Here is a 14,053-nt window from a genome sequence, read left to right as displayed (position 1 = left end):
TTACAGTAAAACAATGTTATTGTTTGCGGCAGGTTGTCAATAAGTCTTACATCTCACCGATTTATAGCTTAAACAGCGTAGATGCGCAATAAACTTGCATTACAGTGTAAGGAGGGTTTGCGATGGGAGATTCACGGGAAAGCGTAGACAATGGAGTGTTAGAACTCGATTATACTGTTTCACGACTACTGGAAAAGAAGGGTGTATCCCGGCGTGACTTCATGAAGTTTTGCTCGGCCATGTCGGCAGCACTGGCATTGCCGGCGACCTTTGCGCCCAAAATTGCCCAGGCGCTGGACGAGGTCAAGCGGCCGACGCTGGTCTGGCTTGAATTCCAGGACTGCGCAGGCGACACCGAGGCGCTCCTGCGGGCCTCGAATCCGACCGTCGCGGAGATAGTCCTCGACGTCCTCTCCGTGGATTACCATGAAACCATCATGGCTGCCGCAGGGCACCAGGCGGAAGAAATCCTTGCCAAGGTGGTGAAGGAGCAGAAAGGGAAATACATCGTCGTTGTGGAAGGTTCCATTCCCATGAAGGATGACGGCGTCTACTGCTGTGTCGCAGGCAAGACAGCCCTTGCCACGGCGCGGGAGGTATGCGGCAGCGCCCTGGCTACCGTTGCGGTCGGCACCTGCGCATCCTTCGGCGGGCTGCCCGCCGCCAACCCCAACCCGACCGGCGCTGTCGGCGTAAAGCAAGCTGTTCCGGGAGCCACGGTGATCAATCTGCCCGGCTGCCCGCTCAATGCCGACAACCTGACGGCGACCATCGTCCATTTCCTGGTCTTCGGCAAACTCCCCGCCACCGACAGCTTTGGCAGACCCCTCTTTGCCTACGGCAAGCGGATCCATGACAATTGCGAGCGCCGTCCCCACTTCGATGCAGGTCAGTATGTTGAGCAGTGGGGAAGCACAGCCCATGCGAAAGGGCACTGCCTCTACAAAATGGGGTGCAAGGGGCCTGAAACCTATCACAACTGTCCGACCCAGAAATACAACGACAAGACCTCCTGGCCGGTAGGCGCCGGGCACGGCTGTGCCGGCTGTTCGGAACCGCAGTTCTGGGATACCATGACCCCGCTTTACAAGCGGCTGCCTAATGTTCCGGGCTTCGGCATCGAGGCGACAGCCGACAAGATAGGCATAGGCATCGCGGTGGCTACGGCAGCGGCTTTCGCCGCCCATGGCATTATCAGTGCTACCCGGCACGGAGATGAATCTGAAGGGGCAAAGGAGGATTAACTGCATGGCCAAGATCGTTATCGACCCAATTACCAGGATAGAAGGACATCTCCGTATCGAAGCAGAGGTGAATAACGGAAAGGTTTCCGACGCCTGGAGCAGCAGTACCATGTTCCGCGGCATTGAAAAAATCCTCAAGACCAGGGACCCACGCGACGCCTGGTTCTTTACCCAGCGGTTCTGCGGCGTCTGCACCACGGTGCATTCCATTGCCTCGATCCGCGCCGTGGAGAACGCCCTCAACATCAAGATCCCTGCCAATGCCGAGCTGATCAGAAACATCATCATCGGCATCCAGAACGTCCAGGACCACGTGATCCACTTCTACCACCTCCACGCCCTGGACTGGGTGGACATCACCTCGGGGCTCAAGGCCGATCCGGCCAAGACTGCCGCCCTGGCAGCCTCCATTTCCGACTGGCCCCTAAACTCCGCCACCTACTTCAGAGGGGTGCAGGAGAAGCTGAAGGCCTTCGTCGCCAAGGGGCGTCTCGGCCCCTTCGCCAACGCCTACTGGGGGCACCCGGCCTACAGACTTCCCCCCGAGGCGAACCTGATGGCCACCGCCCACTACCTGGAGGCACTGGAGTGGCAAAAGGACGTCATCAAGATACACGCCATCCTGGGAAGCAAGAATCCCCATCCTCAGACTTTCCTGGTAGGCGGCATGGCGATCGCCATCGATCCCGATTCCCAGAACGCCCTCAACGCCGACAAGCTGATGGAGATCAAGCGGCTCCTCGCCAAGGCCAGGGAGTTCGTGGAAAAGGTCTACATCCCGGATCTCCTGGCGGTGGCATCCTTCTACAAGGAGTGGGCAGGCATCGGCGGCGGAGTCGGCAATTTCCTCTCTTACGGCGACTTCCCCCAGCCCGGCAGTGGCCAGCTCTGGATGCCTTCAGGAGCCATCATGGGTAAGGACCTGTCCAAAGTCATCCCTGTCAGCCACGAAAAGGTCACCGAGTATGTGGACCACTCCTGGTATGAATATTCCGGCGGAGCCGGCAAGGGTCTTCATCCATGGGAAGGGGAGTCGGAGCACAAGTATAGCGGCCCGAAACCTCCCTTCAAGAACCTGGACACCGACGGCAAATACTCCTGGGTCAAGGCGCCGCGGTATGAGGACCAGCCGATGGAAGTCGGTCCGCTGGCCCGGCTGCTGGTCGCCTACGCGTCAGGACACAAAGAGGTCAAAGGCGCGGTGGACGGCGTCCTGCATAAACTGGGAGTCGGACCCGAGGCACTCTTCTCCACGTTGGGGCGTACCGCGGCACGTGGCATCGACTGCCTCCTGATCGCCCAGGAAACGCCGAAATGGCTCGACCAGCTCATCGACAATATCGGCAAAGGAGATTACAAGGTCCACAACAACGAGAAGTGGGATCCCGCCACCTGGCCCGCCGAAGCGGCAGGTTACGGCTGGCATGAGGCACCGCGCGGAGCGCTGGGGCACTGGATCAAGATCAAGGACCAAAAAATACTCAACTACCAGGCGGTGGTACCCTCCACCTGGAACGCCTCCCCCCGTGATGCGAAAGGGCTCAGGGGCCCCTACGAGGCGGCGCTGGTCGGCACTCCGCTGGCAGACCCCAATAAGCCGCTGGAGATCCTCAGGACCATTCACTCATTCGACCCCTGCCTTGCCTGCGCTGTCCATGTTTTCGATGCAAGCGGCAACGAAATGGTGAAAGTCAACGTGCTCTAGGAGGCATGCCATGGGAAACCTGTATGAAAAATATGTATGGGAGGTGCCGGTACGTGCCACCCATTGGGTAAACTTTCTCGCCATCATCACCCTTTCCGTTACCGGCATCTTCATCGGCTCGCCGAAGACGCTGGCCCTGAGCACCTCCCAATACGCGATGGGATGGGTGCGCTTTGTGCATTTCGTAGCCGCCTACGCCTTTGCGATCAGCGTCATGGGTCGCGTCTACTGGTCATTTGTCGGCAACAAGTATGCATCCTGGCAGGAGTTTTTCCCCATAGTCACCGCCGAGGGGCGCCGGCGGATGCTGGACACCTTCCGTTATTACACCTTCATGAGCAAAAAAGCTCCACACACCGTCGGTCACAATGCACTGGCAGGAGCTGCCTATTCCGTGGTATTCTTGCTCTACCTGGTGATGATACTGACCGGCTTCGCCCTCTACTCTGAACGCGCCCCCCATTCCGTTATGCACATGGCGTTCGGCTGGCTGCTGACCCTTTTCTCCAACCAGGATATCCGCCTCACCCACCACATGATCATGTGGTTCCTGATCGCCTTCGCCATCCACCACATCTACAGCGCCTGGCTGATGGACGTGAAGGAGCGCGGGGGCGTCATGTCGAGCATTTTCGGCGGCTACAAGGCCGTGCGCGAGAGGGAGTGAACACCGATGGTTCTGGTACTCGGAATAGGAAACCTGATCATGTCCGATGATGGTGTCGGGGTCAGGGTTGTGCAGCTTCTGCAGGAGCGCTACCGCTTTCCGGAAAAAGTCACGCTTCTGGACGGCGGTACGCTGGGGCTTGATCTGCTGCCGAAACTTGAAGGAGTGGAAAGGCTTCTCGTGGTCGACGCTGTTGAAACCGGCGGCGCACCCGGAACTCTGCTCAGGCTTTCCGGCGACGATATCCCGCTGGCGCTGGAGACAAAGGTGTCCCCTCACCAGATGGGGCTCAAGGATCTGCTGACGGTGGCATCGTTGCAGGGTTTCGACCCTGCTGAGATGGTGCTGTGGGGAGTACAGCCGGAGTGCATTGAAATGGGGATGGAATTGTCCCCTGTCGTTGCGGAACAGGTCGCTCAACTTACGGAAAACGTTCTGACTGAACTGGCAAACTGGGGGGTGCAAGCGGATCTTTGCCAAGGTCCGTCCATCACCCCTTCCCTTCATTTATCCTGAAAAAAGCTGTTACACACAGACGAACAGATATAATTCAAATCCCTTCGTATTTTCCCTTATCAGTCCGGAATGGTGAAGAAAAACGTCGCCCCCTCGCCCGGGGCACTCTCAGCCCAGATACGGCCGCCATGGCGGGTGATGATCTTATGAACTGTGGCCAGGCCGATTCCGCTGCCGACGAACTCATGTCGGTCGTGGAGGCGCGTGAATGGGACGAACAGTTCCGCCGCCCGTTCCATAGCGAATCCCGCTCCGTTGTCGCGGACAAAAAAGACCCGCTCACCGGCGCGTTCGGTGACGCCAAACTCGATCACCGACTGCGTTTTTTTGCCGGTAAATTTCCAGGCGTTGCCAAGGAGGTTATCCAGCACGGTCCGAAGAAGGAGGGGGTCGCCGCTCGTTGTGAGTCCATCGGCTATCGTCCAGGTGAGTTGCCGGGCCGTCTCGTTAAAGTTGAGCTCGGCCATGATGAGTCGGGCAAGTTCGCTCAGGTTGACAGGTTCCCGGCGAATCTCCTCCTGACCGGCCAGGGAGAAGATGAGAATTGCGTCGATGAATTTGTTCATGCGCATGCAACTGCTGCTGATGGTGCGGAGATACTCCATACCCTGCGCATCGAGCCTGGAGGCGTACCCCTCCAGAATAGCCTCGCAATAGCCGTTGATCACGGTTAGAGGGGCTCGCAGGTCGTGTGTCACGGAATAGCTGAAGGCATGAAGGTCACGGTTTGCCGCATCGCTTTCCTCTTTGGCCCTGGCAAGCGCCATGGCGGTCTGTTTGTGTTCGTCGACCTCATTGGTAAGTTCGGTCCTGGCGGCAATGATCCCATTTTGGATACGCCTGACATAGGCATTGAATATGACGAAAAGGATGCCTGCCACGATGACGGAGAAGGCAGTGAGTTCGAGTGCCAGCAAACGCAGCTTATGCCTGGAAAGGGTAATGTCGTTGAAGACTACGAAACCGCCATTGACCCGTTCGCTGACGTCTTTCTGCGGAACGAGACCGTAGACGTAGCTTCGGCCATCTGCTGCTGCATAAAACAACTGCCGACCGGCGCTGGTTCCGGTGAAGCTGAGGCCACGATCAAGGTTGAAAAACAACGAGGAATGATCTGGATTGCTGAAGACTATTTTATCGAAACGGTTCCACTCCGGCCGATGCCCCACCATCCGCTGTCCCTCCTCCCAATTGTCCCTGGAGAGGAGCTGTTTGTCGACGGCGAACATGAGCTTGACATGATTGGCTTGCTCGATCTGCTGGAGGAAATGGTCGATCTCCACGCCAAGCTCTATGTAGCCGACCAGCCGGCCGTTCACCATCCACGGCTTTACCATACGAAAGGTGAACAGACCGTATGGGCCAAGTTCCAGCCCACCGGCAGTCGTGTTGGTGCGTACCGCCTTGTCGAGGGTAATGAGGTCAATGCGGTCGCCGTATTTTGACGGCAGGTGGACCCGGAGAAAACAGGTGCGGTCAGGGGTGATGAAATAGAATTGGGTTATGCGGGCCCGTCCGCGTAAACGCTCGAAAAGGAGCTTACTGTATCGTAAAAGACCGGCACGATCCTTCTGCTGCCAGAGATGCGCCAATCGCCTATCGTCCGCGATTAACTCGAGAAGGCCGCCGAGGAGTTCTTCCTCGTGCAGCAGTTGCTGCTGGAAGTTGTGCTGAACTGCTGCTGTCTTTTGGTTGGCGGAAATCATCACTTCCTGCCGCTGCAGCAAGTAGATGCTTACCATCGCCCCAACCAGGATGAGCAATATGGCACAGCCGGTAGGGACAAGAATCCGCATTCGGATCAGTTCGGGTTTTGCGATCATGGCACCGCCTCGTGCGATCAGGACAGAATGGAATGCAACTTTCGAAGTATATAAAAACAATTTTATTAGTGCAAATTTATTCGCACTGTGCGGGCCCTATGACATTTCATTGCCGGCTTGTCGCTCCGCGAGTTTCTGCTACACTGAAGAGGTAGACAGCTCGCCAGCCGAACCCCCATGGAGAGACCAATGAAAAGAATTCTGCTCACGATACGGGCCGCACTTTTTGCCCTGTGCCTCCTCACCGGGCAGGCGTCGTGGGCCGAAGACGACCAGCAGCCAGTAGTGTACGGCGACACCCTCTTCACCCCGGATGAGCTCGACGATCTGCTCGCGCCCATTGCCCTCTACCCGGACCCGCTGATAGCCCAGATACTGCCTGCCGCAACCTTCATCGACCAGATCGACGAAGCGGCGCGTTATGCCAGGCAGTATGGGAAATATGCGCGGATCGACGACCAGCCGTGGGACGTAAGTGTCAAGGCAGTGGCCCACTATCCCGACGTGCTTTACATGATGGACCAGAAGTACGACTGGACCGTATCCCTGGGGCAGGCCTTCATCAACCAGCAGCAGGACGTCATGGACGCCATACAGCGACTGCGCGCCGAGGCGGAAGCTGCGGGCAACCTTACCTCCACCCCCCAGCAACAGGTCGTCGTCGAAAGGGAGATCATCAGGATCGTACCGGCTGAACCCGAGGTGATCTACGTCCCTGTGTACGACCCCATGGTGGTGTATGTGGAGAGCCCCTACCCCTCCTACGGCTTCATTACCTTCGGCATCGGCTTCACGATCGGCGCCTGGCTGAACCGCGATTGCGACTGGAATCGGCACCGTGTCTACTACCATGGCTGGCAAGGCGGCGGCTGGATCAGCCGGGCCCGGCCGCATATCCATGACCGGAACCGCATATACATAAACAACAATTACCGGGTGATCAACGTCAACCGGCGGGTGGAGCAGCACGATACGACACGCTTCCGTAACGAAATCCGCCGCGACGTGCAATCCCGTCGCGAACGCACCGGCAGTCCTTTGCCACAAGGGGGGGAACAACGTCCGCGCGACAGGGGCGTGACTCAGGGAGTTCAGCCACGCCCGACCGCTCCAGCGCCTCGACCGGCCGCCCCGGTGACCCGGCAAGACGTCTATCGGGGGCGAGAGCCGCGGGGGGCGCAGCCCGCGCCCTATTCCGGCTATGGCGGCTACGGCAGCAGCAGGGACGTCAAGACATACCGTGAACGCGGTCAGACCAGCAGGGAAAACATGCGTCAGTATAACCGGCAGCAGCCGGTGCAGGTCGGGCGGCCTGCTGGCGCTGCACGGCCCGTTCCTGCGCAGCGTCCCGCACCCGTGCAACGCCCGGCTGCTTCCGGCGTCAGGCAGTCTGCACCGCGACCTGCCGTGCGGCAAGCGCCCCGGCAGGCGGCTCCGGCCACCCCTGGCAGAGGAGAACAACGGCAGAGGCGCTAGGAGTCTGTCGGACTTAGGGAATCGTAGCGAGAGAATGGCAAATCGAGGACAGATTTTCGGAAATTTGAGAGCGAATAGTGGACCTATTTGTCGAAAATTTCCGGAAATATGGACCGATTTTCCTTCTCGCAGTAGATTCATTCCTAAGTCCGACAGGCTCCTAGTACACTGTAACATCTGAATCTAACCCCCCTCAGTCCCCCCTTACCTAAGGGGGGAAGCCTTGAAGTCTCCCCTTAGATAAGGGGAGATTTAGAGGGGTTATCCGCAAAAATAAGTGTTACATGGCGCTAGGCTCTTCAACGGCGGCACGTCCGGTGTGCCCCCTTGATCGAGAAAGGAACTCAGGTATGATGAAAAATATAGGTAGAATTGTGGGGCATGGCACGGGTTTATGCCTGATGGCAGCCATAATGCTGGTAATGGCGACAATCCCGTCCGGCAGCTTTGCCATTCAGTCCGAACCAACGCAACGGGTGTTCAACTCGGCCGAGGAGGCCCGCCAGGCCCTGATCACTGCGGTCCAGGCAAAGGACCATGCCGCCCTGAGAGCGATTTTTGGCCCGGTTTCCCGTGAGCTTGGGCCGGGCGACCCTGTGGAACAGGCTGCCGAATTCGACCATTTTGCCCGCCATGTGCAGGAAGGTGTCGAGCTGGTCAAGGAAGGGGAAGCAAAGGCGGCCCTCCACATCGGCGGCAATAAATGGCCCTTTCCCGTGCCGATCGTCAAAAAAGGGGTCACCTGGCGGTTCGACACCGAGGCAGGGCGCGAGGAGATCCTCACCCGGCGCATCGGCCGCAACGAGCTGCTCGCCATCAATGCCTGCCGTGCATACGTGGAAGCGCAGCGGGAATACTACACCATGCCGGAGCCGGACGGCGTCCAGGTACCCAAGTACGCCCAGCACATGATCAGCAGAGCGGGGAAACGGGACGGCCTCTACTGGCCGACGGCAGCCGGCGAGAAGGAGAGCCCGCTCGGCCCGCTGGTCGCCAGGGCGAGGGAACAGGGGTACATGCAGAAGCGCAATCCGGGCGAGAGCGGCCCCCGCCCATTCCACGGCTACTATTTCCGTATCCTCAAGCGGCAGGGGCCGAGCGCCCCCGGTGGCAGGTTCAGCTACGTCATCAACGGCAATATGGTGGCGGGCCATGCGCTGGTCGCCTACCCGGCACGATGGGGGGTGTCGGGGGTAATGACCTTCATCGTCAGCCAGCGGGGCCGGGTCTACCAGAAAAACCTGGGGCCGAAAACCGCCGAGATCGCCCGCAGGATGAAGTCGTACAACCCGGACCTGCGCTGGAAGTTGGTGGAAGAACAGTGACCGGCAGTTCATGTCCCGAATTCAAAAAGCAGTTTTGCCATAGAGTCACAGAGACACGGAGATTTATTAAAAAGCAGTCTCCCGCAAAGCCACAAAGAACGCCAACTAACCCTGTTAGCGTCTGGTTTCCTTTGCGATATCGGCATGTTAGGCATTTAGACCCTTTTGGTCCTTTGCGGTAAATTCAGTTTTATTTTCTCTGTGATTTCTCCGTGTCTCTGTGGCAGAAGTGCCGTTTTTCGCGAGCCGGAAGGAAAGACCATGATAAAACAATGTGCTCTCGTCCTGTTGCTTCTCCTCGCGACGGCTGCTTGCAGCGTCTACCACAAGGAACTGGACAAAAACCCGTCCTTCTCCCCCCACCACTTCAGCTACTATGATGTAGAGATTGCCTGGCAGGCGGAGCGTACCGGCCAGATGGTCAGTTTGGCGGGGACGGTCACGAACCGGCGGAGCTATTACCTGCGCGACCTGGAATTGACCGTCCGGCTCACGGATGAACGACGCAAGATCCTCGCCAGGGAAACCTACGCCGATTTTCCTACCTACATCCCCCCGGGCAGATCCGAGCCGTTCCGGATGGAGTTCCGTCCCTCACCCGATTTTGCACCGACGCACGTCCGTTTTACCTATATCTACTGGCTGGCGGAAGAACCACCGGCATTCAGGCAATACGGCGACGTTCCCTACTTCGGCAATTTCGAATCCTTGCCGTGACGGTCGATAGGTACTGCGGCTTTACGGACTGAAAGAAACGGAGGAAAAGCGTTGGCTGCTCCATGGGTCGGACTAGCGAATATGCCCGTCATGCGTGCCTCGTGGGCGATGATGCTCTTCCTGGCCACCCTGCTCGGCGGGTGCGGAACGCTCATCGACTGGGGAGCGGGGAATTTTGCCGGCAAGCCGGCCGAGATGGATGCGGCGCTCACACCCGCGGCCCACGAACTGATCGCGAAAGCATTCGAGGGAATCGATTCCGCCCGGCTGACCGATTTCCACGTCCACGTCTTCGGCGACGGACCGGACCAGAACGGCCCGTGGGTCAGCCCCACCACCCGCTCGTGGCTCCACCCTTTCAGGATGCTTCAGTACCGGGCCTACCTGAGCGCCTCGGGGATCAGCGACAGTGAGCGGGTCAGCGAGCAGTACGTTGAGCGCCTCGTCGACCTCGTCCGGAACATCAAGGGGCACGGCCGCTGCTTCATCTGCGCCATGGACCGGCACTACCGGCCGGACGGCACCTTCGACCCTGCGTCAACCCCCTTCCATGTTCCCAACGACTACATTTTTTCCCTGGCCGAACACTATCCTGAACTCTTCGTGCCGGTCATCTCCGTCCACCCATACCGGCCGGACGCCGTCCGGGAACTGGAGAGATGGGCGCGGAAGGGGTGCCGCTACGTCAAGTGGCTTTCGACCTCCCAGGGGATCGACCCGTCCAGCCCGCTGACGGAGCCGTTTTACCGGAAAATGCGGGAATACGGGATGGTCCTCCTCGCCCACACGGGGGAGGAACTGGCCGTTTTTTCGGGAGAACACCAGGAGCTGGGGAATCCGCTTCTTCTGCGCAAGCCGCTCGACATGGGGGTGACCGTGGTAGCGCTCCACAGCGCCAGTTACGGCAAGCATGTCGACCTGGAAAGCCCGGAAAAGGAGACGGTCCCAAGCTTCGACCTCTTCCTGCGCCTCATGGAGGAGCCTAAGTACCGGGGGCTTCTCTACGGAGAGATCGCGGGGGTGACGTTCTTCAATCATTCCGATGATGCGCTGAAGACCCTGCTGGAGCGGGACGACCTCCACCCCCGTCTCGTCAACGGGAGCGACTACCCCCTCCCGGCGATCAATTTCCTCGTCATGACCGGCAGCCTCTTCCGCAGCGGCTTCATCACCGCGGAAGAGCGGCGCGCCCTCGACGAGATCTACCGCTACAACCCGCTTCTCTTCGACTTCGTCCTCAAGCGGACCATCCGCCATCCGGAAACCGGCCGGCGCTTCCCACCGTCGGTATTTATGATTCCCGCCAAGTTCCCCGTCCAGCCATGAGCTGGGGGCCGGCTTCGGGCCTGAGCCGCCGGAACGCCCGCAGCGCGATCCGTGCCCCGGCACACACCTGCCGGCGGTAGTCGGCCATGAAAGCCTTTTCATTGCGTTTGTTGATCACTGCGCAGACCGCAGCCGCCCGATAGCCGAGCCCCCCCAGGAAATGGAGGACAACCCCCGCCTCCATCTCCAGGTTCTCGACGTAGAGGTTGAGCCGGCCGCTCTCCAGCCGTTCGAGTGCATCGAGCAGACCGGGTACGGTGGAACCGATCCGTGCCACCCCCCTCCCCTGCTCGGCGAAAAAACCGGGACTGGAGATAGTGATCCCCCGCACATGGGTTATGCCGAGCTCTGCCGCCTCCTGCTCAAGTGCTGTCAAAAGGTCCCGGTCGGCCCGCGCCGCATACGGCGCGAGCGTCCCGCCGAACCGCGCCCCCGGCTGCGCAGCCCGGTCGAGGACCGTCCTCGCCTGCTCCTCGAGGTAGGCGCAGGCAGCGTCGGGGAGCGGGACATCGTAGAAAAGCCCCGTGTTGTCGAGACCAATCACGTAGTCGGTCAACACCAGTGCGCCGAGCGGCGTTGCCGGGTTGAGTCCGCCGGACGTCCCGACACGGACGATGTTGAGAGGCTCGAACGATTCCTTTCGGGTCAGGGTGCTGAAGTCGATTTCATTGAGAGCGGCAAGCTCGTTGAGAACGATCTCGGTGGACGGCGCGCCGATTCCCGAGGTGACGATGGAAACGCGCATCTCCGTCTCGCGGGCAACGCCGGTGATGGTGCGAAACCCGCGATGGAAGCGGTCAGCTTCCCGTTCCGCCAGGAGTTCGTCGGCCAATAGCGGCACCCGGTCGGGATCACCGACGAGGATCACGTCCCGCGCCAGCTCCTCCGGGGCGAGATCGAGGTGATAGATCCTGCCGTTCACAATCGGCAGATCGTCCGGGGATAATGGTTTTTCCATAATAGTCCTTGCAAAGATATAAAATATCGCGGAACATCATGTCTCAAAACCGGGCGGTTTTTCCTCCCTGGACAGTTCGCCGGTTGTGCGCTCAAGCTCCGCAATAACCTGGGCCCCCAGCAGGAGGATCAACGCCGAGACCTCGATGCTGAGCAGGGTCACCACGACCGTGGCAATGGAACCATAGATTACGTTCACCATGGAAAGGGAGGCATAATACCAGACCAGCACCCGGCGGGCGATCTCCCATAAAACCGTCGTGATTATCCCGCCGATTACCGCGTGACGGAACGTGATACGCACAACGGGCATGACCAGATAGAAGGAGGTCAGCATCAGCATCTCACCGCCTATCCCCAGGACATACAGCGCAACCCTGGTAGTGCCGGCAAGGCTCAGACTCCGGCCGAACATGATCAGATGCCTGTTTTCAAGCGTCTCTACCGCTCCGACGATAACCGACACCAGCACGATGCCCACAGCCAAGGCAGAGATATAAAGAAACGGAATAAGTGCGGAAACAATAAATTTGCGGCGTTTAGTCAGGACATGGTGATAAAAAATCACCGATATGGCGTTTTCCAGGACGGTAAAGGCTATGGAGCTGAAAAACAGCATGACGAGAAAGCCGATGGAACCGATCACCTGGCGGTTCTCGACAAACACCCGCACCTGTTCCGTAAGAGTCGCCGCATAGCCGGGTATCACCAGTTCCAGGTACGTTGCCAGGGTGTGTACCAGCTCATCCTCGCCGATGACATGCGACAGGGCGGTCAAGGCGAGGATTGACATGGGGACGACCGACAACAGGGTATAATAGGCGACAGCGCCGGACAGGAGAAAGCCCTGATTACGTCTGAAGTCCCGCACGACACTCAGCAGGAAGCCGAAGAGCCGGACCGACGTCCGATGTGGTGTTTGCTGTTTGTTGGTCATGGAATTAGAAAAGCCGGTGTTTTCGTCAAAGTCTAACCTCATGCGCTGGAAAGTCAATAATGCTGCTGAACTGCGGCCATCCCGGAACACCCTCTCGTTTCCCGCCATTAGACAATCATAATCGAAACATGGCTAAAATGTGATCAAAATCACATATCCGAGCGTGTTTTTGAGGTAGGGTGATCATCACCGACACATAGAAGCATTGAAACGGGGAAGACGATAATACTAAACCATCCGCGAGGATGGGACGGAAAGCCTACAGGGTCTCATGAAGACAGCCGGGTCGCCGAATATCACCTGATATCGGCGACCCGGCTTTTTTTGTGCCCAGGGAGCTGCGACACGAAGATCACGCAAAGGAGGTGCACAAAGGCAGTATTGCGTTAGGGTAACGATCAGCAACACATGGAAACAGGGAAAACGATAATACTAAACCATCCGTGAGGATGGGACGGAAAGCCTATAGGGTCTCATGAAGACAGCCGGGTCGCCGAATATCACCTGATATCGGCGACCCGGCTTTTTTTGTGCCCAGGGAGCTGCGACACGAAGATCACTCAAAGGAGGTACACAAGCAGATGGAATCGGCAGGATTGCATTGATATCCGGTCTCGTGAATTCACTTGGAGGGCAAACAGGCAGCATAAACTGATCACCAAGATCACGAGCAAAGTAACATCAGGAAGTACATAGCAGCAACAAAGTTTCAAAGATGACAAAACCAAAAAACAAGGAGTAACAAAAATGACAAAAACGATGAAAATGGCGGTATTATTTCTGGCTCTGGCATTCGCACAAGCAACGGTAATCCCTTCCGGCTATGCAGACGACAACTACGCAACCAAAATACAGAAAGTGCTGAAGGAGAAGAAGGAGAAGGAAGAGAAAGAGAAGAAGGAGAAGGAAGAGAAGGAGAAGAAGGAGAAGAAGGAGAGGGAGCGCCGCAGAACCCCTAGGCCGACTCCTGCGCCAGTACCGGCTCCGGCCCCGAAACCGACTCCGGCACCTGCTCCGGCTCCGGCTCCGAAACCTGCTCCGACTCCAGCACCTGCTCCAGCACCTGCTCCAGCACCAGCTCCAGCACCAGCTCCAGCTCCGGCACCAGCTCCGGCACCAGCTCCGGCTCTTGACGGCGCCGCACTCTACGCCCAGTACTGCGCCGGGTGTCACGGCCAGGGAAAACGCGGCAAGTCCGCTTCTGCGACCCAGAGCGCCATCAACAACAACATAGGCGGCATGGGCTCCCTCAAATCCCTGACAGCTGCCCAAATCACCGCCATTTCCCAGTACTGATCTTACTGGAGGCACCTTGACACGCCTTCACTCTAGTGACAAGGCGACGCGCAAATTTGATATA

General features: G+C 58.4%; 12 protein-coding genes and 2 riboswitches. Of the genes, 9 read left to right on the top strand and 3 right to left on the bottom strand.

The window, feature by feature from the left end:
* Positions 1–122: 122 nt before the first annotated feature.
* Genes GURA_RS02785 through GURA_RS02770 form a run of 4 tightly spaced genes read left to right on the top strand, consistent with a single transcriptional unit; the run spans position 123 to position 4,132 of the window.
* Entirely contained in the window at positions 123–1,244 is a 1,122-nt protein-coding gene (locus tag GURA_RS02785; protein ID WP_011937484.1) for a hydrogenase small subunit, read from the top strand.
* Positions 1,245–1,248: 4 nt separating this feature from the next.
* Positions 1,249–2,949 carry a nickel-dependent hydrogenase large subunit gene (locus GURA_RS02780; RefSeq protein WP_011937483.1) on the top strand — a complete coding sequence of 567 codons (1,701 nt, stop codon included), beginning with the start codon at positions 1,249–1,251 and terminating at the stop codon, positions 2,947–2,949.
* A gap of 10 nt (positions 2,950–2,959) precedes the next feature.
* Entirely contained in the window at positions 2,960–3,616 is a 657-nt protein-coding gene (cybH, locus tag GURA_RS02775; RefSeq protein WP_011937482.1) for a Ni/Fe-hydrogenase, b-type cytochrome subunit, read from the top strand.
* Between the two features lie 6 nt (positions 3,617–3,622).
* On the top strand, positions 3,623–4,132 hold the full coding sequence (locus GURA_RS02770; RefSeq protein ID WP_011937481.1) for a HyaD/HybD family hydrogenase maturation endopeptidase: 510 nt from the start codon (positions 3,623–3,625) through the stop codon (positions 4,130–4,132).
* A gap of 59 nt (positions 4,133–4,191) precedes the next feature.
* On the opposite strand, the gene GURA_RS22590 is transcribed toward GURA_RS02770, so the two are convergent.
* Positions 4,192–5,955: an ATP-binding protein gene (locus GURA_RS22590; protein ID WP_011937480.1), complete on the bottom strand. Its 1,764-nt coding sequence runs from the start codon at positions 5,953–5,955 to the stop codon at positions 4,192–4,194.
* Between the two features lie 189 nt (positions 5,956–6,144).
* Here GURA_RS22590 and GURA_RS02760 point away from each other — a divergent pair, with 189 nt between their 5' ends.
* The 4 genes from GURA_RS02760 (at position 6,145) to GURA_RS02745 (ending at position 10,799) form a co-directional block, all read left to right on the top strand.
* Entirely contained in the window at positions 6,145–7,431 is a 1,287-nt protein-coding gene (locus GURA_RS02760; protein WP_011937479.1) for a DUF3300 domain-containing protein, read from the top strand.
* A 350-nt stretch (positions 7,432–7,781) separates the two neighbouring features.
* On the top strand, positions 7,782–8,756 hold the full coding sequence (locus GURA_RS02755; protein ID WP_049818867.1) for a DUF2950 domain-containing protein: 975 nt from the start codon (positions 7,782–7,784) through the stop codon (positions 8,754–8,756).
* Between the two features lie 261 nt (positions 8,757–9,017).
* Positions 9,018–9,473 carry a hypothetical protein gene (locus GURA_RS02750; RefSeq protein WP_011937477.1) on the top strand — a complete coding sequence of 152 codons (456 nt, stop codon included), beginning with the start codon at positions 9,018–9,020 and terminating at the stop codon, positions 9,471–9,473.
* Between the two features lie 51 nt (positions 9,474–9,524).
* The gene (locus tag GURA_RS02745; RefSeq protein WP_157046112.1) at positions 9,525–10,799 is read left to right on the top strand and encodes an amidohydrolase family protein; all 1,275 of its coding nucleotides are present in this window, start codon (positions 9,525–9,527) and stop codon (positions 10,797–10,799) included.
* On the opposite strand, the gene GURA_RS02740 is transcribed toward GURA_RS02745, so the two are convergent.
* Together GURA_RS02740 and GURA_RS02735 are read right to left on the bottom strand one after the other, a co-directional pair.
* Positions 10,765–11,757 carry a nucleoside phosphorylase gene (locus tag GURA_RS02740; RefSeq protein ID WP_011937475.1) on the bottom strand — a complete coding sequence of 331 codons (993 nt, stop codon included), beginning with the start codon at positions 11,755–11,757 and terminating at the stop codon, positions 10,765–10,767. The genes GURA_RS02745 and GURA_RS02740 overlap by 35 nt on opposite strands.
* Before the next feature lie 36 nt (positions 11,758–11,793).
* Positions 11,794–12,801 (bottom strand): YihY/virulence factor BrkB family protein, encoded by a 1,008-nt coding sequence (locus GURA_RS02735; protein ID WP_198134512.1) that lies wholly within the window; start codon positions 12,799–12,801, stop codon positions 11,794–11,796.
* Between the two features lie 109 nt (positions 12,802–12,910).
* A riboswitch (cyclic di-GMP riboswitch) is annotated at positions 12,911–12,987 on the top strand.
* A 127-nt stretch (positions 12,988–13,114) separates the two neighbouring features.
* Positions 13,115–13,191, top strand: a riboswitch (cyclic di-GMP riboswitch).
* A gap of 249 nt (positions 13,192–13,440) precedes the next feature.
* Between GURA_RS02735 and GURA_RS02730 the strand changes: the two genes are divergently transcribed.
* Positions 13,441–13,989, top strand: coding sequence for a c-type cytochrome (locus GURA_RS02730; RefSeq protein WP_011937473.1), 549 nt, complete (start codon positions 13,441–13,443; stop codon positions 13,987–13,989).
* Positions 13,990–14,053: the final 64 nt, after the last annotated feature.

Source organism: Geotalea uraniireducens Rf4, assembly GCF_000016745.1.
Classification (GTDB): Bacteria; Desulfobacterota; Desulfuromonadia; order Geobacterales; family Geobacteraceae; genus Geotalea; species Geotalea uraniireducens.
This window is presented reverse-complemented; position numbering and strand designations above follow the sequence as displayed.

What these genes read in the sequence shown, in the direction of transcription:
- GURA_RS02780 (WP_011937483.1), top strand. Translation starts at nt 1,249, where the DNA reads ATGGCCAAGATCGTTATCGACCCAATTACCAGGATAGAAGGACATCTC.
- GURA_RS02730 (WP_011937473.1), top strand. Translation starts at nt 13,441, where the DNA reads ATGACAAAAACGATGAAAATGGCGGTATTATTTCTGGCTCTGGCATTC.
- GURA_RS02785 (WP_011937484.1), top strand. Translation starts at nt 123, where the DNA reads ATGGGAGATTCACGGGAAAGCGTAGACAATGGAGTGTTAGAACTCGAT.
- cybH (WP_011937482.1), top strand. Translation starts at nt 2,960, where the DNA reads ATGGGAAACCTGTATGAAAAATATGTATGGGAGGTGCCGGTACGTGCC.
- GURA_RS02770 (WP_011937481.1), top strand. Translation starts at nt 3,623, where the DNA reads ATGGTTCTGGTACTCGGAATAGGAAACCTGATCATGTCCGATGATGGT.
- GURA_RS22590 (WP_011937480.1), bottom strand. Translation starts at nt 5,955, where the DNA reads ATGATCGCAAAACCCGAACTGATCCGAATGCGGATTCTTGTCCCTACC.
- GURA_RS02740 (WP_011937475.1), bottom strand. Translation starts at nt 11,757, where the DNA reads ATGGAAAAACCATTATCCCCGGACGATCTGCCGATTGTGAACGGCAGG.
- GURA_RS02760 (WP_011937479.1), top strand. Translation starts at nt 6,145, where the DNA reads ATGAAAAGAATTCTGCTCACGATACGGGCCGCACTTTTTGCCCTGTGC.
- GURA_RS02735 (WP_198134512.1), bottom strand. Translation starts at nt 12,801, where the DNA reads ATGGCGGGAAACGAGAGGGTGTTCCGGGATGGCCGCAGTTCAGCAGCA.
- GURA_RS02750 (WP_011937477.1), top strand. Translation starts at nt 9,018, where the DNA reads ATGATAAAACAATGTGCTCTCGTCCTGTTGCTTCTCCTCGCGACGGCT.
- GURA_RS02755 (WP_049818867.1), top strand. Translation starts at nt 7,782, where the DNA reads ATGATGAAAAATATAGGTAGAATTGTGGGGCATGGCACGGGTTTATGC.